The organism is Enterococcus sp. M-BR2, assembly GCF_056612775.1.
This window is the reverse complement of the sequence record NZ_CM152743.1, coordinates 1,113,960-1,136,165: the sequence shown is the minus strand read 5'-3', so window position 1 is coordinate 1,136,165 and position 22,206 is coordinate 1,113,960. Positions and strand designations below refer to the sequence as shown.

Here is a 22,206-nt window from a genome sequence, read left to right as displayed (position 1 = left end):
TATCCAAGATAAGGAGGGAACACGTTGAAAGAATTAAAAGTAACTGACCTCAAAAAAACTTATGGTGAAAAAGATTTGTTTGACCAGATTTCTTTTTTGATCCACGAAAAAGACCGTATCGGGTTGATTGGGACGAACGGGACGGGTAAAACAAGTCTCTTAAATATTATTGCTGGTATCGATAGCGGCGATGGCGATCGGCAAACAGTGTTTTATCCAACTGATTACCGTATAGGTTATCTTTCTCAAGCAGCTGAATTTTCTGATGAACTAACTGTTCTCCAAGCAGTCTTTCAGGGAAACAGTCCCTTGATCCAAACTGTTCGAGCATATGAGGAAGCATTGATCGAACTAGGGGAAAATGGAGAAGACCCTAATGTGCAAAAACGTTATGCTAAAGCAGAAGAACAAATGAATAAAGAAGATGCTTGGACCACAGATACCAATGCGAAGATTATTTTGCAAAAATTAGGAATCAGTGAATTAGATAAAAAAATCAATACGCTATCGGGTGGACAGAAAAAACGAGTTAGTTTAGCTCAAGTGCTGATTGATGAACCCGATTTACTATTACTAGACGAGCCAACAAACCATTTGGATTATCAAGCAATCGAGTGGTTGGAAAACTATTTGAAACAATACCGTGGCGCTCTATTGATGGTTACTCACGATCGTTATTTTCTAGATCGAGTAGCAAACCGGATCTTCGAACTTTCATTTGGAAAATTATACGAGTACAAAGGAAATTATGAAGCTTACGTCTTAGAAAAAGCAGAACGTGATCGTGTAGAAGTAGAACAAGAAGAAAAGCGCAAGCGACTTTATAAGCAAGAACTAGCATGGATGAGGGCAGGAGTGCAAGCTCGTGGTACCAAGCAGCAAGCACGAATCAACCGTTTCGAAGATCTAAAGGAGAATTTATATCAAGTAAACCAAGAAGATGACTTAGAATTGAATCTAGCGACACAACGTTTAGGAAAAAAAGTATTGGAAATCAAAGATGGCAGTTACCGTATAAATGACCAAACACTGCTAGAACATTTAGATTTGCTGATCCAATCTCGGGAAAGGCTAGGAATTACTGGTAAAAATGGGGCAGGGAAATCGACATTGCTTAATATTCTAGCTGGCAGAATTCCTCTGGATAGCGGTACAATTTCTATCGGTGAAACGGTTCGGCTTGCGTATTATACACAAGAAAATGAAGAAATGGCGCCAGATAAACGGATGATTGCTTACTTGCAAGAAGCTGCTGAAGAAGCAAAAACGGTTGATGGCAGTCAAATCGGGGTAGCAGAATTACTTGAACGATTTTTATTTCCGAGATTTATGCATGGGACACTGATTGGCAAACTTTCAGGTGGAGAGAAACGGCGATTGTTTTTGTTGAAACTGCTGATCCAACAACCCAATGTGTTATTATTGGATGAACCGACCAATGATTTGGACATAGCAACATTGACGATTTTGGAAGACTATTTCAGAAGTTTCCCAGGTGCTGTGATCACTGTTTCCCATGACCGTTATTTCTTGGATAAGGTAGCAGATAAGCTATTGGTATTCCAAGGAAACGGAAAACAAGAACTTTATTATGGAAACATGTCCAGTTATTTGCTGAAGCAAAAAGAACTCCAGCAGCCTGCTGAAAAAGTGAAGCCAAAAACACAGAGCAAGGAACCTGCTGGAAAGAAAAAATTATCTTATATGGAGCAAAAAGAATGGGAAACGATTGAAGAGGATATTGCAGAACTTGAAGAAAAAATCTCATTACTCCAAGAAGAGATGAATCATCAAGGAGATGATTTCACTCGGTTACAGGAATTGCAAAACGACGTATCTGAGACAGAAGCACAACTTGAAGAAAAAATGGCACGTTGGGAATATTTGAGTGAATGGGCAGAAGATTAGGAGGAAAAGGGATGGAACAAGCGTATCTTGACTTAGGAAGAAAATTGTTGGAAGAAGGACATCGTAAAGAAGACAGAACAGGCACGGGCACGTTAAGTTTATTCGGGTATCAAATGCGGTTTGATCTGCAAAAAGGTTTTCCTTTGTTAACAACGAAACGAGTACCTTTTGGCTTGATCAAAAGCGAACTGCTTTGGTTTTTAAAAGGAGATACGAACATCCGCTATCTATTACAAAATAAAAACCATATTTGGGATGAGTGGGCATTTGAACGCTATATCAAAAGTACAGATTATAACGGACCAGATATGACTGATTTTGGACATAGAAGTTTGACAGATCCTGAATTCAATGAAGAATATAAAAAGCAGAGCAAACTTTTTTGCGAAAAGATCCTAACAGATGATTCCTTTGCTGAGAAATACGGTGATCTTGGTCACATCTACGGTTATCAATGGCGGCACTGGGAGACAAAAGACGGCGGTTTTATTGATCAAATCAAAGAAGTGATCGAAGCAATCAAAAAAACACCTGATTCTAGAAGATTGATTGTCTCTGCATGGAATCCAGAAGATGTTCCTAGCATGGCTTTGCCTCCTTGCCATACGATGTTTCAATTTTATGTGCAAGAGGGACGGTTAAGCTGCCAATTGTATCAACGTAGTGGGGATGTCTTTCTAGGTGTTCCGTTCAATATTGCAAGTTATGCGTTGCTGACTCACTTGATTGCACATGAAACAGGTTTAGAGGTGGGAGAATTTGTTCATACATTAGGAGATGCTCATCTTTATATCAACCATATCGAACAAATGGAAGAACAATTAAGCCGAGAAGTACGCGCATTTCCAACTTTAGCTTTGAATCAGGAAAAGCAGTCAGTATTTGATTTTGAGGTGGAAGATATCCAGTTAGAAGGATATGACCCACATCCAACGATCAAAGCGCCTATCGCTGTTTAAAATCAGAAAGGATGAGAAAATGTTAGCTGCAATTTGGGCACAGGACGAAAACGGATTGATTGGAAAAGAAGACCGTCTTCCTTGGCGTTTGCCAAATGATCTGAAATTCTTTAAACAAATGACAGAAGCAAATACATTAGTGATGGGACGTAAAACTTTCGAAGGGATGGGCAGCCGTCCGTTGCCGAATCGTCAAACGATTGTTTTGACTAGAGATTCTTCCTATACAGCAGAAGGCGTGCATGTTATGCATAGTGTAGAAGAAGTGCTTGCCTTGGAAAAAGAAACAGATGGTATTTTTTTCATCGCTGGAGGTTCAGCTGTTTATCAAGAATTTCTACCTTTTTGTACGATATTATACCGGACAGTCATCTATCATGTATTTGATGGAGATGCTTATTTTCCACCTGTTGACTGGTCTGATTGGTCATTGATCAATACGAGTCAAGGAGAAATAGATGAAAAAAATCGTTACCCGCATCAATTTGAAACCTATCAGCGTAATGAGAATCCTTTAAAAAATGGGACAGGCGAATAGACGATAAAAAAACTATTGATGGAACAGCTTTTATTTAGAGCTGACCCATCAATAGCTTTTTTATTAAGTAAAAAATAAAACAGAGAAGTACATAAAACCTGCACCTAACATAACAAACAAATGCCAAACCACATGCATATAGCGGATAGAATTCAAGCTATAAAAGAATGCGCCTATCGTGTAAGAAAGACCGCCTGCCACCATCAAAATAACACCAGTCATTCCAAGAGAATGATAAAGAGGAACAGCAGCCACGACACATAGCCACCCCATAAAAATATAGATGATCGTAGATACTTTTGATACTCTCTCGCGTTTATGCAACGTCAACGCTTTATATATAATGCCAAGAATCGCAAACAACCAAATCAATACAAATAAAGTCCAACCTAGCCATCCTCGGATACTCAGCAAACAAAAAGGAGTATAACTTCCTGCAATCAAAAGAAAAATCGAACTATGATCGAATACTTGGAACACCTTTTTTGCTTTTGTAAAAATCAATGAATGAAACAACGTAGACGTTAAAAATAAAAGAATCATCATCGATCCATAGATAGCATAAGAGACAATATGGAGAGAGGAATGCAAGTGGGCACCCTTTATCAAAAGAATCACTAGTCCTGCGATACTCAATCCAGTCCCAATTCCATGGGTGACTGCATTAAACACTTCATTTAATATTTCATACGTTCGATTAAATTTCGTTTTTTCCATGAAAACGGCTCCTTTACTAGGTGTAATTAATGAAAAATCATTATTTGTCTGTTATACTAAAAATAGAAATTGTCTTACATGTAGTTTAACATGAATAAGACATCTTGTTAAAGAAAGAGAGAGAAAATAATGACAAACGTAAAAATCGTAACAGATTCTTCATGTACGATGGAAAAAAACATACGCGACGCTTTAGGCATTCGTGTCATGCCGCTATCCATCATGATTGACGGAACAGTATATCCGGATGATGACCAATTAGACGGTGAAAGATTTATGGAAATGATGGCGAAAGCAAAAAATCTGCCAAAAACCAGCCAACCACCGATTGGAGAATTCATCTCAATGTATGATGAGTTAGGAGAAGACGGCAGTGAAGTGATTTCGATCCATATGACAAAAGGCTTGAGTGGAACAGTAGAAGCAGCAAGACAAGCTAGTAATTTAACCAAAACGAAAGTAACGGTTATCGACAGTGATACCACTGACCAAGGATTATCGTTTCAGGTAATTCGAGCAGCTGAATTAGCAAAAGAAGGTAAATCAGTAGAGGAAATCCTTGAAGAAGTCAAAAAAGTACAAGATAATACAAAATTATACATCGGAATTTCCACACTAGACAACTTGGTAAAAGGTGGAAGGATCAGCCGAACGACTGGTTTACTGTCTAGTGTTTTGAACATACGCGTGGTGATGAATTTCGCCCACTCTGAATTGATCCCTGTAACGAAGGGGCGAGGAAAGAAAACGTTCGACAAATGGTTCAATAATTTGAAAAACGAACTGAAAGAATTGCCAAATGTGCGGCAAATCGGCATCTCACATGCGGATGCAAAAGAACTGGCACAAGAATTCAAAGAAGGTCTACAAGAATTGTTTCCAGATATGCATATCCCTGTACTGCATACGAATCCGGTTATCGCTACGCATACTGGTAAAGACGCGTTTGCAATCATGTATTACGTAGACTAGTCAAAAAGAGGATAAGCCCTCAGCCTGCAAGGCTTTTAGCTTATTCTCTTTTTCTTTGTAAAAATAGGAAAATAATTATTTTCTTTTTTCATAAAGACTACCTTTTTGATAAAATTTTTGATAACATTAGACCAATCGAATACAAGAGGTGAAAAGATGAAATTAACGAAACGACATTTGATCCTCGTTTTGTTCCCATTATTAATTGCGATCATCATCTATGCAGGTCTAGCTGCTTCCATACCGAAAGCTGGCCCTCTAATGAAACCAGTAACTACTGTGAGAGAAGACCCAAATAAAAAAGAAAAACTTCACTACATAGCTATCGGAGATTCGCTGACTGAAGGAGTAGGGGATCAAACCAAACAAGGAGGCTTCGTTCCCCTTGTCGCAAATGATCTAAAAGACCGTTATAATTTGACTGCGGTTGAAACAGAAAACTATGGTGTAAATGGTGAACGAAGTGACCAAATCTTAAAGCGAGTAAAAACAAAAGAAGAAATTCGAAACAATATCAAAACAGCTGATTTTATCACGCTGACTGTTGGCGGAAATGATTTGATGAAAGTTATCCAAAATAATTTGTTCGGGTTAACGGTCAATTCCTTTAAAAAACCGATGAAAAACTATCAGGAAAATGTCACAGAACTATTGGAAGAATTTCGATCCCTCAATAAAACTGCGCCAATTTATATTTTAGGCATCTACAATCCATTTTATTTGAACTTTCCTGAAATCACTGACATGCAGACCATCGTTAATAATTGGAACAAAGGAACAGAAACGGTGACGAAAAAAATGCCGAACTGCTACTTTATTCCAATCAATGACTTGCTTTATCAAGGATTGAATCAAGAAGTAGGTGTCACAGAAGAAGGCACAGATCAAACAACTAGCACGACAGAAAATCTAAATGGCATCAAAAACAATGTGCTTTACGAAGAAGATCATTTCCATCCGAATAATTTAGGTTATCAATTGATGGCAAATGCAGTGAGAGATCAGCTGATTGAGACACAAAACCAATGGCTAGAGAAGGAGGACGAGTAAAAAACATGAAAACAAGGTCTGGAGCAACTTCAAACAAAGCAAAGAAAACGAATTACTGGAAAGTCGCTTTTCTTATCCTTCTTGGGGTAGTACTCGGTTCGACAGTATTTTTAGGTAGCCGTATTTTTGCTAATCGGGAACCAGAACTCCCAGAAATACCTGCCCTCACGGAAAGGCAAGGCAATCCTGTCCTCACAATCAATTCAAATAAAGAAAAAGTCAATCAAATCATTAGCTTTTTCCTTAGTGAGTATCAAAAAGATAGTGATATCGAATATAAATTCTATTTGGAAAATGAAGCACTACTCAATGGTACTTTCGAAGTATTAGGTTTTCCTATCAATTTCTATTTATATTTTGATCCTTATGTGATGGAAAATGGAAATGTCCAACTAAAAGCTAGAAGTCTTTCTATTGGAACCTTGAGTTTGCCAATCAAAGATGTGATGAATATGATCAAGAGAAACTATAAATTGCCAGATTGGATCGAAGTTAATACAGATGATTTGACTATCATGCTTAGATTGGATCAATTCCGAATGCAAAACGGGATGTATATTAAAGCAGATAAAATCGACTTAGTAAATGATGACATTCGATTTAGTCTATATTTGCCAAAAGATACCTCTGATGCTTCAAGCAACTCAAATACAAACAAAACTAGCAACAGCAGTACTGAAAGCAAGACAAAAGAGAACAAAAAAACATCAAATGAGTAGTATTAGAGGAGGAATAATAATGGAACGAGCAATATTTGCAGGAGGCTGCTTCTGGTGTATGATCCAACCTTTCGATACGCTTCCGGGTATTCATACAGTGATGTCAGGATATACTGGAGGACACGTACCAGATCCAACTTATGAACAAGTAAAAAGCCAAACGACTGGACATACGGAAGCAGTGGAGATTATCTATGATCCAACATTGATTTCATATGAACAGTTAGTAGAACTTTACTGGCAGCAAACGGATCCGACTGATGCTTTCGGACAATTTGAGGATCGCGGCGACAATTATCGTCCGGTCATCTTTTATTTGACAGAAGAACAACGGATCATTGCTGAAAATAGTAAGAAACAATTAGCTGAAAGTGGACGTTTCGAACAGCCAATCGTTACGAAAATCGAACCAGCCCAACCATTTTATCTAGCAGAAGAAGACCATCAAGAGTATTATAAAAAGCATCCTGAAAATTTTAAAAGAAACCATGCACGCCGGGCTGCCTTTATTGAAGAAAATTGGAGGAACGAAGGGTGAATCGAAGCTTTTTTCACTATTTAATGACACTGCGAGGCGGTGGTGCACATGATACTTTATCTATTTTTGCTACAGAAGCCGGTAAAGATATCCAATTCCCTAAGCACAGCTCTAGCTACGAAGAAATTTCTAGTTATCTAGAATTGAATGTCGACTATTTGCCATCCATGGATATTTTTGACGAAGCTTGGGAAAAATATTTAGAGAACAATCATGACTTATAAAAATTGGCTTTCCATTTATGATCCAAGCGCTTTTTGTCCAACAGCTTGATAGAAAGAATTATTTTTATTTCAGCTATCTAGTCGCATTTTTTTGATATTTTTCTTATAATAAAGAAAGAAGGAAAAAACGAGGGATGGATTGATAGAGATTGACAAAAAAACAACGCTATATTGATCGCTTCTGGCTTATATTCAAATACTTACTTGTTTCTGGATTCATTGCGTTCATGTTGCGGGGATTTTTGTTCATCCCTGTACCAGTAGAAGGCAATTCAATGGAAAATGTGTTGAAACAAGGCGACATGGTTGTGATGGAAAAATTTTCGGAGATCAGACGATTTGATATTGTTGTTTTTCAATTAGCAGATGGGACGATTTATATCAAACGAGTGATTGGGCTTCCAGGAGAAAATGTTAGCTACCAAAATGATCAATTGAAGATCAATGGAAAAGTAGTGAAGGAGCCTTATCTAACTAAAAACATAAAGTCAGATCATGCAAATGCATCCTATACGACGGACTTCACACTACAAGAACTGACGGGACAATCGAAGCTTCCCGAAGATAGTTATTTTGTACTTGGAGATAATCGAAGAGTTTCAAAAGATAGCCGCTCATTTGGTACGATCAATAAAACGGATATTTTAGGTAAAGCAAGATTCGTTTATTATCCGCTTGATGAAATAAAATGGATTCAGTGAGAAACAATAAAGAGGTTGTGACCATTCTTTTGTCACAACCTCTTTATCGTATGGTCCAAAATCAGCATATTACCTTAGTACATAAAATCAAACAGCTCGTTTAAACACTTTTCTAGCCTCTAAAGCTTTGATAAATGAATAAACAACCGTTATTTGAATAGGGATCTGAATCATATTCCTGATAACCCTACCTAGAAAAATCACTTTGAAATCTGCACCAAACAAAACAGACATCAGCCAAGAATTGATAAAAAGGCTAACTGGAATCATAATCAATAGTTGGGCAGCGATGACGGAAAGCAGGTTTATCTTTTTATGATATAAAAATAAGCCATTGATAAACCCACCAAGGAATGCTGTGATAAGAAAAGCAACTTGAAACGTACCTGAACCAAATATTGTGAAATTCAAAGTGTTCGACAACGTTTCAAGCAAACCAGCCCAGATCGGCCCATATAGATAACCCATAAGTGCCATACTTAAAAATCCGAATGTGACTTGAAAATAAGCAGGACCAATCGCTATCTTGTATAAGATGACATCAAGAGCTAATAAAAGGGCAGAAGTCGATAACAATCTTGCATTCATTTCGGGCAATCTAAAAACGTCTTTTGCAATCAAAGTGTTCAAAATATTCTCTCCTTTGTCAGTTAATAAGAAAAGGATACCATAAAATCGCCAAGGTGTCATGACACCTTGGCGATTTACAAAAATAACCATCCAACAACTAATAAAATGAGAAGAAGACTGCTTTTATAAACTGTAAAAAAGGCAATTGTACGATCGAAAAAAATGGAGGTGGAGAATACTTATCGCATCATCCATCTCTATTTTTTTGTTATAAAAACGTCAGTTTCGTTATCTGCTTACATCTTCATCCATACGGGTTCTAATGTGTTTCCATCCAAATCTTGGACTTCTAATGAAAACATTTCTTCTTCAGGTATTCCCATATCGACTTCGTGGAAAGCACCACCATTTTCTTTTGCAATTTGAGCGAATTTTTTTACTTTATCCGCGTTGTCCATACTAAACGAAATCAAAGCGCCACTTGTTTTTTTATTATCGGCTATTTCTTTATCTTTTATAAATTTTTTATAAAAATCATGAGAGAGGAGCATCACCCAAAAAGTGTCATCCCACACCATTGAACTAGCTTCTTCAGTAGAGAATTCTTCGTTTTTTTTAAACCCAAGCTTTTCATAAAAAGCAACGGAACGATTGACATCGGCAACAGGAAAATTAACAAAAACCATACTATTCATTTGTTTCGTCTCCTTTCTGCATTGTTCGTCTATCATCTCTTATTTAGGAAGCGCTGTCAAAAAATCAGACTCGTATACAGAAATCAAAATAAAAAATTTACATCATCAAAAAAGAGAAGATGTGATAGAATGAGGACTGGTTCACTTTCACTTAACTAATAGATAGGATTTTTTATAATAGAAAAAAGTGAATATATATTGAAAAATAAAAAACAAGTAAAGTCGGAGAATATTCCGATATGAAAGGAATGGAGAGAACAATGACCATCCAATGGTTTCCAGGACACATGGCAAAAGCCCGACGAGAAGTTTCTGAAAAAATGAAATATGTGGACATCGTATTTGAATTGGTAGATGCACGTTTACCTTTATCTTCTCGTAATCCAATGTTAGATCAGATCATTCAGCAAAAGCCTCGGCTTGTTTTGTTGAATAAAGCGGATCTGGCAGATCCACAACAGACAAAGCTGTGGCAAGAATATTTTCGTAAGCAAGGTCACCTTGCGTTAGCTATCACGGCACAAGAAAGTAAAGGAATCAAAGGGCTAGTACCTGCAGCCAAAGAAGCGTTGAAAGAAAAACGAGCAAGAGACGCTGCTCGTGGGATCAAGCCTCGCGCTATTCGGGCAATGGTATTGGGTATTCCGAATGTTGGAAAGTCTACGTTGATGAATCGACTAGTAGGCAAAAAAATTGCTCAGACAGGAAATAAACCAGGTGTAACAAAAGGTCAGCAGTGGCTTCGTTTGGGTAACGAGTTGGAATTGTTAGACACACCAGGGATTTTATGGCCCAAATTTGAAGATGAAGAAATCGGCAAAAAACTAGCGCTGACAGGCGCCATCAAAGACCAACTTGTCCATTTAGATGATTTGGCGATTTACGGATTGGACTTTTTTGCCCGATATTATTCAGGAAGAATCAGCGATCGTTATGGTTTGCCAATCGAGCAAGAAGAAAAATTGGCACCGGAATTGCTGATGGATATCACAGCAAAACGTGGGTATAAAGAAGACTATGATCGTGGCAGCGAATTAGTCGTGCATGATATCCGTCAAGGAAAACTTGGTCGATACACATTGGATCGTTGCAAAAAAATGGAGCAAAAAAGCGATGACTGAATCCATCCAAAGTATCAAAGAACGATTGAAAAGCATACAGAGAATAGATGATCCTACACTAGAATCATTGAGGAACGATCCACGCAAAGGCGTACAGCAAGCGCTAGTTTCTTTTGAACGACGATTGAAAAAAGAGGCATTGATCAAGGAAAAATATGAAGAAATGTTTTGCTTTGAAAAACAAGGGTACGCACAAGGTCACCAATGGATTGCCGGCATTGATGAAGTAGGAAGAGGACCGTTAGCTGGACCTGTCGTGGCAGCTGCAGTTATCTTGCCGAAAAATGAGATCATATTAGGGCTGAATGATTCAAAACAGTTATCAGAGAAAAAACGAGAACTTCTTTCTCAACAAATTCAAGAAAAAGCTTTGGCCATCGGGATCGGAATCATTGATCAGCAGACAATCGATGAAGTGAATATTTATGAAGCAAGTAAATTGGCGATGATCCAAGCAGTAGAAAACTTGTCTATTGCACCAAGCTATTTGTTGATCGATGCGATGACCTTGGATTTGTCTATACAGCAGGAAAAAATAATCAAAGGGGATGCACGATCTGTGTCGATTGCGGCTGCAAGTATCATTGCTAAAGTATATCGAGACCAATTGATGAAAGAATATGACGTGCTTTATCCTGGGTATGGTTTCTCGCATAATGCAGGCTATGGAACAAAGGAACATTTAGAAGGACTTGAAAGACAAGGGATTACGCCAATCCATCGCAAAAGTTTTGCACCTGTAAAAAAATATTTACAATAAAAAACAGCCGCTTTTACGTATCTTATTAGAAAGAGAGACGAAAGGCGGTTTTATGATGTATCAAATAGAAGAGAATTTATTGAAACTTGCTTATGCAAAAGGAATTAGTAGCCAAGGGAAATGGGCACTTGCTAACTGGATGATGCAGTATCCTTACAAAGAAATCGGATTTGAAGACGTCGTTAAGATAGGAAAAATCACCGCACATCGGGAGCTGTTCCGTACAAGTTGGCATGAAATTCACGATAATTGGGGCAAAATCCAATTGAAACAGTCGTTTATTACTTGCTTTGATCCCAACTATCCCCTCAGTTGCTTCACTTGACCTATCCGCCAATTGTCCTGTTTTACAGTGGTGACCTATCTTTACTTTCTTGTAATATGTTAAGCGTTGTTGGTGGAAGACGTACTTCTGCTTTAGCCAAAAAAACAGTGTATTATTTACTAAAACCAGTGGTAGAAGCTGGATATGTAATCGTCAGTGGCTGCGCGAAAGGGATAGATACCTACAGTCACCAAGCAGCAATCTCTCATGGTGGACGGACAATCGCGGTCATTGGAACAGGGATAGAGCAAGTCTATCCTGCTGAAAATCGTGACCTGCAAGAGGTAATTGCAAATGATCATCTTCTTTTGAGTGAATATCCTCCTCAATCCGGCCCGAAAAAGCATCGTTTTCCAATGAGAAATCGTATTATCGCAGCTTTGTCTAAAGGAACATGTGTCTTTGAAGCCAAGAAAAAAAGCGGCTCTCTGATAACAGCACAGCAAGCATTGGATCTTGGAAGAACAGTTTTTTCTGTTCCAGGAAGTATTTTAACAGAACATTCTGCCGGATGTCATCATTTGATCCAAGACGGTGCAGTTTGCACGGTTTCGGGTGAAGATATCTTGGCAGAATTTAAAGAATAACACCATACTTTTCATTTGCTTTTCTTGACAAACGTTTTCTGAATGGATATGATTAGCTACGATTTGTATGAATCCTCTTTTAATAGTAGGAACACGACAATGGAAAGGAGTCCATTCAGTAATGGCGTATAAATATTTAGTGATTGTAGAATCACCTGCAAAAGCCAAGACGATTGAGAAATATCTTGGACGAAACTATAAAGTAATGGCCAGTGTTGGTCATATAAGAGATTTACCGAAAAGTAAAATGGGTATCGATTTTGAAAACAATTATGAACCCCATTATATTTCTATACGCGGAAAAGGCGATGTCATCAAAAGCCTGAAAGCCGCAGCAAAAAAAGCTCAAAAAGTTTACTTGGCAAGTGACCCGGATAGAGAAGGAGAAGCAATTGCTTGGCATTTAGCGTACCTACTTGGGTTGGATCTGAAAGAAAAAAATCGGGTGGTCTTCAATGAAATCACAAAAGATGCAGTCAAAGCAGCCTTTAAGGAACCAAGAACAATCGATGTAGATTTAGTAGATGCACAGCAAGCTCGTCGTACCTTAGACAGAATCGTTGGTTATTCGATCAGCCCTATTCTTTGGCGCAAAGTCAAGAAAGGGTTAAGTGCAGGACGTGTCCAATCTGTCGCTTTAAAAATTATTATTGACCGTGAAAAAGAGATTCGAGAATTTGTTCCAGAAGAATATTGGAGCATCGACGGTAATTTTAAAAAAGCTCGCAAGAAATTCAAAGCAAATTTCTGGGGAATCGACGGTAAGAAAAAGAAGTTACCAGATGCACAAAGTGTAAAAGAAGTCACTGCTAGAATTGATGGAACAGACTTCGAAGTAAAAAAAGTAGAAAAGAAAGAGCGCAAAAGAAACCCTGCGAATCCTTTCACTACAAGTAGCCTGCAACAGGAAGCTGCCCGTAAATTAAACTTTCGAACAAGAAAAACCATGATGGTAGCACAACAATTATATGAAGGAATCACTTTGGGTAAACAAGGAACAGTCGGCTTGATTACATACATGCGTACTGATTCTACCCGGATTGCCGATACAGCAAAAGCAGAGGCCGCAGCATTTATTGAAGATACGTATGGAAAAGAATTTTCTAGACATGATCACCGAAAGATCAAAAATGCTCAAGGCGCACAAGATGCCCATGAAGCTGTGCGTCCAACGAGTGTGCTTCGTACACCAGAAGAACTCAAACAATATTTAGATAAAGATCAATTGAAACTTTATACATTGATCTGGTCACGTTTTGTGGCTAGTCAGATGACGCCGGCTATTTTAGATACAATGAAAGTAACATTAGAACAAAATGGTGTGATCTTCATTGCGAACGGTTCAAAAATCAAATTCAAAGGATTCATGCAAGTGTATGTGGAAGGTAGAGACGACGGCAAAGAAGAGAAAGAAAATATTCTTCCAGAACTTGAAGAAGGCGATGTCGTCCAATCTGTTGATATTGAACCAAAACAGCATTTTACTCAACCACCTGCACGTTTCAGTGAGGCTACGTTGATTCGTGCACTAGAAGAAAACGGGGTAGGGCGACCTTCCACTTATGCACCAACACTTGATACGATCCAAAGACGCTACTATGTAAAATTGACACAAAAAAGATTTGAGCCGACAGAATTAGGAGAGATTGTCAATTCGCTGATCTGTGAATTTTTCCCTCAAATCGTCGATGTCCATTTCACAGCAGAAATGGAAGGAGATTTGGATAAAATCGAAGAAGGCACGGAAGCGTGGGTCAAAGTAGTCGATCGTTTCTATAAACCGTTTGAAAAAGAACTGACGAATGCGGAAGAAAAAATCGAAAAAATCCAAATCAAAGATGAACCAGCAGGATTCGATTGTGATGTCTGTGGACATCCGATGGTGATAAAATTAGGGAAATACGGGAAGTTTTATGCTTGTAGCAATTTTCCTGATTGTCGGAATACCAAACCAATCGTAAAAGAAATCGGTGTGACTTGTCCAGTATGTCATGAAGGGCAAGTTATCGAACGAAAATCTAAGAAAAACAGACTGTTCTACGGTTGTTCTCGTTTTCCAGAATGTGAATTCACTTCTTGGGATAAACCAGTGGGCAGAAATTGTCCAAAATGTGATGGATATCTGGTTGAGAAGAAAGTCAAAGGTGGCAAACAAGTAGTCTGTGTAAATGGAGACTACGAAGAAGACATCCAAAAATAATAGAAAAGAGGTTCTTTCATTGAAAATGGTAAATGTTGTTGGAGCAGGACTTGCCGGAAGTGAAGCTGCTTGGCAGATCGCACAAGCAGGAGTACCTGTCCGTTTATATGAAATGCGTCCAGTCAAATCGACTGAGGCGCATCACACAAGTAATTTTGCTGAACTAGTATGTTCCAATTCACTAAGAGGAAATAGTTTGGCTAACGCAGTAGGATTATTGAAAGAAGAAATGCGACGATTGAATTCAGTAGTAATCACTTCGGCAGATGAAACAGCAGTGCCAGCTGGTGGTGCTTTAGCTGTTGACCGAGATTCTTTTTCTGAAACGATTACCCGAAAAGTCAAAGAGCATCCATTAGTAACAGTGATAAACGAAGAAATTACTGAAATACCAGAAGGAATCACCGTAGTAGCAACAGGACCGTTGACTTCTCATCCATTGGCAGAAAGTATCAAAGCATTCAATGGTTCAGATGGTTTTTATTTCTACGACGCAGCTGCACCGATCGTAGACAAAGCTACGATCGATATGGATAAAGTATATTTGAAGTCCCGCTATGACAAAGGAGAAGCAGCTTACTTGAACTGTCCGATGACAGAAGAGGAATTCAAAGCTTTCCATGAGGCACTAATCAATGCCGAAGTGGCAGAACTTAAATCTTTTGAAAAAGAAAAATATTTTGAAGGATGTATGCCAATCGAAGTAATGGCACAGCGTGGTTTCAAAACAATGCTTTTTGGTCCTATGAAACCAGTTGGGCTGGAAGATCCTAAAACTGGCAAACGTCCTTATGCTGTTATCCAGCTACGTCAAGACAATGCTGCAGCTTCTTTATACAACATCGTGGGCTTCCAAACTCACTTGAAATGGGGCGAGCAAAAACGTGTTTTCCGGATGATTCCTGGATTGGAAAATGCTGAATTCGTTCGCTATGGTGTTATGCACCGAAATAGCTTTATGAATTCGCCAGAATTACTGAAACCGACGTATCAATCAACGAAACGCGAAGATTTGTTCTTTGCAGGTCAAATGACTGGTGTAGAAGGCTATGTTGAAAGTGCAGCAAGTGGATTACTTGCTGGAATCAATGCGGCACGCTTAGCAAAAGAAATGGAACCAGTCGAGTTTCCACAAGAAACAGCTATTGGAAGCATGGCGTATTACATTACTCATGCGGAAGGAAAACATTTCCAACCAATGAATGCCAACTACGGTCTATTTCCTGAATTGCCGGAACGCATTCGAGACAAAAAAGCAAGATATGAAGCAATTGCCCAACGAGCTTTAAAAGCTAATGAGACAATAAAAAAAGAATTAGAAAAACAGCAGTCCCAAATGAGTGAGCAAACTCGATGAAGAGGGTGAGACGGATAGTCTCGCTCTTTTTCTTGCGTTTTCCTTAAGGATTTCTCAAACAAAATGTGAGGAATTGCATTAATTGTGAACAAACTTAGAAATATTGGTTAAATTCTGACAATTTATTTGTCTTTTTGTAGACGCTGTGCTAAATTATTCTCTGGGACAAAAGGAAGGTGAGAAAATGACGGAAGCCACGTGGGAACAAAAATTTTTGCGTTATTTGATTGTCGAAAGAGGATATTCAGAAAAAACGAAAGAAGCATATGAAGAAGATATTCTCCATTTTAAACATTTCTTGGAGGAATCTGGAGACGCTGATCTGCTGAAGGCGGAATACTTTACGGTTCGTGTCTATTTGAGTGCATTAGCTGATCATCGCCCCAGCTATAGCAGAAACTCTATCAGTCGCAAGATAGCTAGCCTACGTTCGTTTTATCAGTACCTTCTCAAAGAAGAAGTGATAAAAGAAAATCCATTTTCTTACGTTCATCTCAAAAAGAAAAATTTGAGATTGCCACGCTTTTTTTATGAAAATGAAATGCAAGCACTTTTTGACAGCGTAGCAGGAGACAGTCCTCTAGATTTGAGGAACCGCGCTTTGCTGGAAGTCCTTTACGGATCTGGTATCCGTTTAAGCGAGTGTAGTAATCTGTTGGTATCAGACATTGATTTTGATTCAGAGGTCATGTTGATTCATGGTAAAGGAAACAAGGAGAGATACGCGCCGCTAGGTTCTTTTGCCCAAGATGCTCTACAAGAATATTTCACAGAAGGCCGTCAGGTATTGATGACAAAATACCACGAAGAGCATGATATTGTTTTTGTGAATCATCATGGAAAACCAATCACGCCTACTGGTATTGAATATGTCTTGAATCAGATCATCAAAAAAAGCAGCTTGGATAGCGATATCCATCCCCACATGCTGCGCCATACATTCGCCACTCATTTATTAAATAATGGGGCAGATTTGCGGACAGTCCAAGAATTGTTAGGACATGCCAATTTATCAACTACCCAGATCTATGCCCATGTAACAAAAGAAAGTCTACAAAAAAACTATCGTTCATTCCATCCAAGAGCGTAAAATAAGGAAAAGAACAAATTTAGGAGGAAACAAACATGGTCGAATCACCATTTCATTCAACCACAATCTGTGCTGTCGAAAAAGACGGAAAATTTGCCATGGCTGGAGATGGCCAAGTAACAATGGGTGAATCTGTTGTCATGAAAGGTACAGCAAAGAAAGTACGACGTATCTACAATGGAGAGGTTGTTGTAGGTTTCGCCGGAAGTGTCGCAGATGCGTTTACTTTAGAAGAAAAATTTGAAGGCAAATTGAACGAATACAATGGAAATCTGCAACGTGCGGCTGTTGAATTAGCTCAAGAATGGCGGACACAGCAATCTATGCAAAAACTTGAAGCGATGCTGATCGTAATGAATGAGAAAGAAATGCTTCTTGTTTCAGGTACAGGAGAAGTGATTACGCCAGATGATGGCATCTTAGCTATCGGATCAGGCGGGAATTTTGCATTGGCCGCAGCCCGAGCAATGAAAAATTATGCTCAAAATGACATGAGTGCGAAAGAAATTGCAGAAAATGCGTTAAATATTGCCGCAGACATCTGTATCTTTACTAATCATAATATTATCGTAGAAGAACTGTAAGAGGTGAGTAAATATGTATGAATTGAAACAAACACCAAGACAAATCGTAAGTGAATTAGACGAGTACATCGTAGGACAGCATGCAGCAAAAAAATCTGTTGCCGTCGCTTTGCGTAACCGCTACCGCCGTTTGCAGTTAGATGAAAAAATGCAACAAGATATTACACCCAAAAATATGCTGATGATCGGACCTACAGGGGTCGGTAAAACAGAAATCGCGCGACGCTTGGCCAAAATCGTCAATGCACCATTTGTCAAAGTCGAAGCAACAAAATTTACTGAAGTCGGTTATGTTGGAAGAGATGTAGAATCAATGGTCCGGGATTTAGTGGAAAATGCGATCCAAATCGTAGAAAAAGAGCAATACAGCCGTGTATACACAAGTGCTAAAAAAAATGCTGAAAAACGTTTGGTAAAAATCTTAGTGCCTGGTATAAAAAAAGAACAGAAACAATCCACTAATCAATTTGAACAAATGATGAATCTTTTTAATGCTAGTCAGCAAAACAATGCTGAACCACAAGAAGAAGTGACAGAAGATATTCGGATCAACCGCCGTACAATTTTGGAACAACTACAAAAGGGATTACTGGACAATCGTGAAGTGACCATTGAAGTCGAAGATCAAAAGAAACCTGCACCAATGATGAACAATGGATTGGAGCAAATGGGGATCGACCTAAATGAAACGTTAGGTGCTCTAACACCGAAGAAAAAAGTGGAACGGACGGTAACAGTCAAAGAAGCTTTAGAGTTATTAATCAAAGAAGAATCAGCAAAACTAGTCAAGGATGCTGATATCCATAGTGAGGCAATCAAATTAGCGGAAGAAAGTGGGATTATCTTTATCGATGAAATCGATAAGATTACTTCTAAATCACAGCAATCTGGAGAAGTATCCAGAGAAGGCGTCCAAAGAGACATATTGCCAATTGTCGAAGGTTCACAAGTAAACACAAAATACGGGATCATTCAAACAGATCACGTCCTATTCATTGCTTCAGGAGCTTTCCATTTGTCTAAACCAAGTGATCTAATTCCAGAACTTCAAGGACGCTTCCCAATACGGGTAGAATTAGATGATTTGACAGCTGAAGATTTTGTGAAAATTCTGACTGAACCGAATAATGCTTTGATAAAACAATATGTAGCATTGATTGGTACAGAAAATGTGTCAGTTACATTTACAAAAGAAGCAATTGAACGGATCGCTCAAATTGCTTTCGATGTCAATCGTGACACAGATAATATCGGTGCACGTAGACTGCACACTATTTTGGAAAAATTATTAGAAGACCTATTATTTGAAGCACCAGATATGCAAATGGGTGAAATAACGATCACAGAAGCATACGTTGATGACAAACTTGGCTCAATTGCGGCAAATGAAGATTTAAGTCGCTATATTTTATAAAATCGGAGGACGACAATGACAGACTTGCTAACGAAAACTCGCAAGATAAACACACTTTTGCAGCAAAAGAATACTTTTGACATGCAAGCAGATTTGCCTTACGATAAAATGGCTGTCACATTAGGTGGTATTCTTGACAGCAACACCTATATCATAGGAAGTGACGGAGTATTACTAGGTTACAATGAACGCCACGATGTGAATAATGAACGAATCAAAACAATGTTTGTTGAGAAACAATTTCCTGAATCTTACACTGATACAGTGGCACAGCTGATGAAAACTGAAGCTAATATCCCGATTACAAGTGATATCACTGCGTTTCCGGTAGAGTCAAGAGAAAAATACCCATTTGGTTTGACGACTGTCGTTCCAATCTTTGGAGCTGGCGAACGTCTGGGGACGATCATTTTGTCTCGCATGGAACAATCGTTTGCAGATGACGATCTCGTCTTAGCAGAATATGGAGCTACGGTTGTCGGTATGCAGATCCTTTATCAGAAGTCTCGAAGTATCGAAGCTGATGTACGGAGTGCGACGGCTGTTCAAATGGCAATCAACACATTGTCTTACAGCGAGTTAAAGGCTGTACAAGCCATTTTTGAAGCGTTGGATGGAGATGAAGGACGTTTGACTGCTTCTAATATCGCCGATAGCATCGGAATCACTCGTTCTGTGATCGTCAATGCTTTACGAAAATTGGAATCAGCTGGAATCATTGAATCTCGCTCGTTAGGCATGAAGGGAACTTATTTAAAAGTATTGAATTCCCGTTTTAAAGAAGAATTAGCAAAACATAGTTATTAGAAACAAGGGACTGGGGCGGATACAGATGTTTGCTCCAGCCTTCCCATTTTAAAAAGTAAGTCGAAGTTGGAGGAATGGCAATGACTGTTATTATTCAAAATGACCAGCTGATCGCTGAAATCGCTGAACACGGTGCGGAATTGATCAGTTTAAAATCAAAAGAACACGGTTTAGAGTATATCTGGCAAGGTGATCCAGCGTATTGGGGCAGACATGCACCAGTTTTATTCCCTTTTGTTGGACGTTTAAAAGATGACCAGTATGTTTACCAAGGGAAAACATATCAAATGGGACAACATGGATTTGCCCGAGATATGGATTTTGAAGTCATTGAACATGGACAAGAAATGGCTAGTTTCATCTTGCGGAGTACACCGGAGACATTAGAAAAATATCCTTTTGATTTTGAATTAGTGATTAGTTATGAATTAGGAGGAGACGGTATCACGGTCCATTACCAAGTAGCAAATACAGGTGAAGAAGAAATGTTCTTTTCTATCGGTGGACATCCTGCTTTCAATGTACCTCTTGAAGAAGGATTGTCATTCGAAGACTTTTATCTAGCATTTTCTCCATTGAAATCAAGATTACGCCTACCTTTAAAAGGCCCATTCATTGATATGGAACAAAAGACGTTAGGACAGACAAATACGAATCTGGCTTTGAATCGTGAACTTTTTGATCAAGATGCATTGGTTTTTGAAACAAGAGGACTAAATGCGTACGCCATTCGGAGTGAAAAATCTTACCATAGCATAACTTTAAGCTATAAAGATATGCCTTATGTAGGAATCTGGTCTCCTTATCCAAAAGAAGCCCCTTTCGTGTGTATCGAACCATGGTGTGGAATTGCTGACACGGTGAATAGCAGTGGAAACTTGATGGAAAAAGTAGGAATCAATCAACTAGGTGCCCATGAAATCTTCAAGACAAAATATTCGATCACAGTGAAGTAAGAGGGTGTAAAAAGCTATTCTACATCAAGTAATAAGAGGTTGTGACAGAAGTGGTCAGCTTCTGGAATACCGTTTGTTCGAAAAAAGGGAGTGTGACAAATCCATGTCACACTCCTGTTTTATCTCTTTGGACTGAAAAAATGTCAGGATTTTTTCTTGCTGCTGTTCAAACCAAATGGGATTCGACTTTCCGTATGGTTTCTGATACGCTTGATATTGTCTTTATGACGATAGAAGATAAAGGAAGAGACTAAAAAGGCAATGATCGTCAGCAACCAATTGGGCTTAGCCAAAATCACAGGAGCTACATAAGGAAGGACGATCGTGGAGAAAGTGATCAACGCTGCACTGATCATACTGCTCAAACTCACCATACTTGTACAAAATAGACTAACGATAAAAATGATACAGGAATAAACAAAAAATACAGGATTAAATCCTAAAAGCATTCCTGCACTTGTCGCAACAGCTTTTCCTCCTTTAAACCCAGCAAATATCGGAAATGTATGACCAAGAATCGCACATACCCCAAACCAAAGAGGGTTATTCCCAGAAAGGTGAAAAATCATCGGCAGACAAGTAGCCAATGTACCCTTTAAAATATCCATAAGAAGGACAACAATCCCGGCGGTTTTGCCTAATACCCGAAATGTATTGGTGGTTCCAGTATTACCGCTCCCATGTTGCCGGATATCTTTTTTGAAAAACAATTTGCCAATCCAGACGCCGGAAGGAATAGAACCTAAAAGATATGCTAAAATAAGTAATAAGATCAATTTCATTTTTTACCCTCTCTCAAGTTGAAAACTATCCTTTATTTTAGCATGAATAGGTAACAGGAACAATTGAAAAAATGAAAGATAGAAGTATAATAGATGAAATAAAAAGAAAAGCAAGGGGTGACAGAAATGTCTATAAAAAATCCAACACAAGAAACGATTTTTAACTATTTGAAAGAAGCAAAAAATATTGCCATCGTAGGCTTGAGCAATAAACCAGAGCGAACAAGTTACATGGTTGCACAGGTATTGCAAGACAATGGATATAAAATCATACCAGTAAATCCATTATTGGCTGGTGAAGAAATTCTAGGAGAGAAAGTCTATGCAAATTTAACAGAAATCGATGATTCAATCGATATCGTAGATGTATTTAGACGGAGCGAATTTTTACCTGAAGTAGCAGCTGATTTTTTGAAAACCGATGCTAAAGTGTTTTGGGCACAACTAGGGATCGAAAACGAAGAAGCAGATGAGATGCTAAGAAAAGCAGGACGCACAGACGTCGTAATGGATCGCTGTATCAAGATTGAACTTGGTAAGTTGAAAGAAAACCAAAAATAAAAATGACCACAAAGAAGAGATGATCGATAGAGAGGAATGTCGAAAAAGCGGTTAGGAGATAATTAAAATTG

General features: G+C 38.5%; 22 protein-coding genes and 2 pseudogenes. 20 read left to right on the top strand and 4 right to left on the bottom strand.

The genetic code is table 11. From position 1 onward, the window contains the following. The first annotated feature begins 24 nt into the window (after nt 1–24). From AC1F25_RS05525 to AC1F25_RS05515, 3 genes are read left to right on the top strand one after another with little or no spacing between them, the layout of a single operon-like run. Entirely contained in the window at nt 25–1,908 is a 1,884-nt protein-coding gene (locus AC1F25_RS05525) for an ABC-F family ATP-binding cassette domain-containing protein (RefSeq protein ID WP_002309580.1), read from the top strand. A gap of 11 nt (nt 1,909–1,919) precedes the next feature. Then, nucleotides 1,920–2,867 (top strand): thymidylate synthase, encoded by a 948-nt coding sequence (locus AC1F25_RS05520; protein ID WP_479994318.1) that lies wholly within the window; start codon nt 1,920–1,922, stop codon nt 2,865–2,867. 19 nt (nt 2,868–2,886) lie between these two features. Beyond that, nucleotides 2,887–3,405, top strand: a complete 519-nt coding sequence (locus tag AC1F25_RS05515) for a dihydrofolate reductase (RefSeq protein ID WP_002313876.1) — start codon at nt 2,887–2,889, stop codon at nt 3,403–3,405. Nucleotides 3,406–3,468: 63 nt separating this feature from the next. On the opposite strand, the gene trhA is transcribed toward AC1F25_RS05515, so the two are convergent. Beyond that, the gene (gene trhA / locus AC1F25_RS05510; RefSeq protein WP_002309577.1) at nt 3,469–4,122 is read right to left on the bottom strand and encodes a PAQR family membrane homeostasis protein TrhA; all 654 of its coding nucleotides are present in this window, start codon (nt 4,120–4,122) and stop codon (nt 3,469–3,471) included. A 129-nt stretch (nt 4,123–4,251) separates the two neighbouring features. Between trhA and AC1F25_RS05505 the strand changes: the two genes are divergently transcribed. From AC1F25_RS05505 to lepB, 6 genes are all read left to right on the top strand, one after another. Further along, nucleotides 4,252–5,094 carry a DegV family protein gene (locus AC1F25_RS05505; RefSeq protein ID WP_002309576.1) on the top strand — a complete coding sequence of 281 codons (843 nt, stop codon included), beginning with the start codon at nt 4,252–4,254 and terminating at the stop codon, nt 5,092–5,094. A gap of 156 nt (nt 5,095–5,250) precedes the next feature. Further along, nucleotides 5,251–6,144 carry an SGNH/GDSL hydrolase family protein gene (locus tag AC1F25_RS05500; protein WP_002316172.1) on the top strand — a complete coding sequence of 298 codons (894 nt, stop codon included), beginning with the start codon at nt 5,251–5,253 and terminating at the stop codon, nt 6,142–6,144. 5 nt (nt 6,145–6,149) lie between these two features. Continuing rightward, nucleotides 6,150–6,863: a YpmS family protein gene (locus AC1F25_RS05495; protein ID WP_104760298.1), complete on the top strand. Its 714-nt coding sequence runs from the start codon at nt 6,150–6,152 to the stop codon at nt 6,861–6,863. Between the two features lie 19 nt (nt 6,864–6,882). Next, a complete protein-coding gene (msrA, locus tag AC1F25_RS05490) occupies nt 6,883–7,401 on the top strand; it encodes a peptide-methionine (S)-S-oxide reductase MsrA (protein WP_002309572.1) in 519 nt (172 codons plus the stop codon). Continuing rightward, on the top strand, nt 7,398–7,625 hold the full coding sequence (locus AC1F25_RS05485; protein ID WP_002309571.1) for a YozE family protein: 228 nt from the start codon (nt 7,398–7,400) through the stop codon (nt 7,623–7,625). The genes msrA and AC1F25_RS05485 overlap by 4 nt, the downstream gene beginning before the upstream one ends. A 149-nt stretch (nt 7,626–7,774) precedes the next feature. Next, nucleotides 7,775–8,326, top strand: a complete 552-nt coding sequence (gene lepB, locus AC1F25_RS05480; protein ID WP_002313873.1) for a signal peptidase I — start codon at nt 7,775–7,777, stop codon at nt 8,324–8,326. 87 nt (nt 8,327–8,413) lie between these two features. Here the strand turns inward: lepB and AC1F25_RS05475 are convergent, their stop codons facing one another. Then, complete coding sequence (locus AC1F25_RS05475) at nt 8,414–8,956, bottom strand: folate family ECF transporter S component (protein ID WP_002313872.1); 543 nt, start codon at nt 8,954–8,956, stop codon at nt 8,414–8,416. Nucleotides 8,957–9,192: 236 nt separating this feature from the next. Then, nucleotides 9,193–9,591 (bottom strand): VOC family protein, encoded by a 399-nt coding sequence (locus AC1F25_RS05470; RefSeq protein WP_002309568.1) that lies wholly within the window; start codon nt 9,589–9,591, stop codon nt 9,193–9,195. Nucleotides 9,592–9,851: 260 nt separating this feature from the next. Here AC1F25_RS05470 and ylqF point away from each other — a divergent pair, with 260 nt between their 5' ends. The 10 genes and pseudogenes from ylqF to AC1F25_RS05420 all read left to right on the top strand — a co-directional run bounded on the left by ylqF (nt 9,852) and on the right by AC1F25_RS05420 (nt 20,792). Next, complete coding sequence (gene ylqF, locus AC1F25_RS05465; RefSeq protein ID WP_479994345.1) at nt 9,852–10,712, top strand: ribosome biogenesis GTPase YlqF; 861 nt, start codon at nt 9,852–9,854, stop codon at nt 10,710–10,712. Next, entirely contained in the window at nt 10,705–11,472 is a 768-nt protein-coding gene (locus AC1F25_RS05460; RefSeq protein ID WP_002309565.1) for a ribonuclease HII, read from the top strand. Before ylqF ends, AC1F25_RS05460 begins: the two co-directional genes overlap by 8 nt. Before the next feature lie 55 nt (nt 11,473–11,527). After that, nucleotides 11,528–12,384, top strand: a pseudogene (dprA, locus tag AC1F25_RS05455) (DNA-processing protein DprA). Nucleotides 12,385–12,505: 121 nt separating this feature from the next. Next, on the top strand, nt 12,506–14,584 hold the full coding sequence (gene topA / locus AC1F25_RS05450; RefSeq protein WP_002345057.1) for a type I DNA topoisomerase: 2,079 nt from the start codon (nt 12,506–12,508) through the stop codon (nt 14,582–14,584). Beyond that, nucleotides 14,553–15,928 (top strand): annotated as a pseudogene (gene trmFO / locus AC1F25_RS05445) (FADH(2)-oxidizing methylenetetrahydrofolate--tRNA-(uracil(54)-C(5))-methyltransferase TrmFO). The gene topA and the pseudogene trmFO overlap by 32 nt, the downstream one beginning before the upstream one ends. A gap of 197 nt (nt 15,929–16,125) precedes the next feature. Beyond that, nucleotides 16,126–17,031 (top strand): tyrosine recombinase XerC, encoded by a 906-nt coding sequence (xerC, locus tag AC1F25_RS05440; protein ID WP_002313869.1) that lies wholly within the window; start codon nt 16,126–16,128, stop codon nt 17,029–17,031. Nucleotides 17,032–17,066: 35 nt separating this feature from the next. Beyond that, nucleotides 17,067–17,615 carry an HslVU peptidase proteolytic subunit gene (hslV, locus tag AC1F25_RS05435; RefSeq protein WP_002290221.1) on the top strand — a complete coding sequence of 183 codons (549 nt, stop codon included), beginning with the start codon at nt 17,067–17,069 and terminating at the stop codon, nt 17,613–17,615. Between the two features lie 13 nt (nt 17,616–17,628). After that, nucleotides 17,629–19,029, top strand: coding sequence for an ATP-dependent protease ATPase subunit HslU (hslU, locus tag AC1F25_RS05430; RefSeq protein WP_002313868.1), 1,401 nt, complete (start codon nt 17,629–17,631; stop codon nt 19,027–19,029). A 15-nt stretch (nt 19,030–19,044) separates the two neighbouring features. Then, nucleotides 19,045–19,836 carry a GTP-sensing pleiotropic transcriptional regulator CodY gene (gene codY, locus AC1F25_RS05425; RefSeq protein ID WP_002309554.1) on the top strand — a complete coding sequence of 264 codons (792 nt, stop codon included), beginning with the start codon at nt 19,045–19,047 and terminating at the stop codon, nt 19,834–19,836. Between the two features lie 80 nt (nt 19,837–19,916). After that, a complete protein-coding gene (locus AC1F25_RS05420; protein ID WP_002309552.1) occupies nt 19,917–20,792 on the top strand; it encodes an aldose 1-epimerase family protein in 876 nt (291 codons plus the stop codon). 143 nt (nt 20,793–20,935) lie between these two features. On the opposite strand, the gene plsY is transcribed toward AC1F25_RS05420, so the two are convergent. Continuing rightward, nucleotides 20,936–21,574 (bottom strand): glycerol-3-phosphate 1-O-acyltransferase PlsY, encoded by a 639-nt coding sequence (gene plsY / locus AC1F25_RS05415; RefSeq protein ID WP_151668942.1) that lies wholly within the window; start codon nt 21,572–21,574, stop codon nt 20,936–20,938. Between the two features lie 126 nt (nt 21,575–21,700). Here plsY and AC1F25_RS05410 point away from each other — a divergent pair, with 126 nt between their 5' ends. Then, complete coding sequence (locus AC1F25_RS05410) at nt 21,701–22,135, top strand: CoA-binding protein (RefSeq protein ID WP_002309549.1); 435 nt, start codon at nt 21,701–21,703, stop codon at nt 22,133–22,135. Nucleotides 22,136–22,206: the final 71 nt, after the last annotated feature.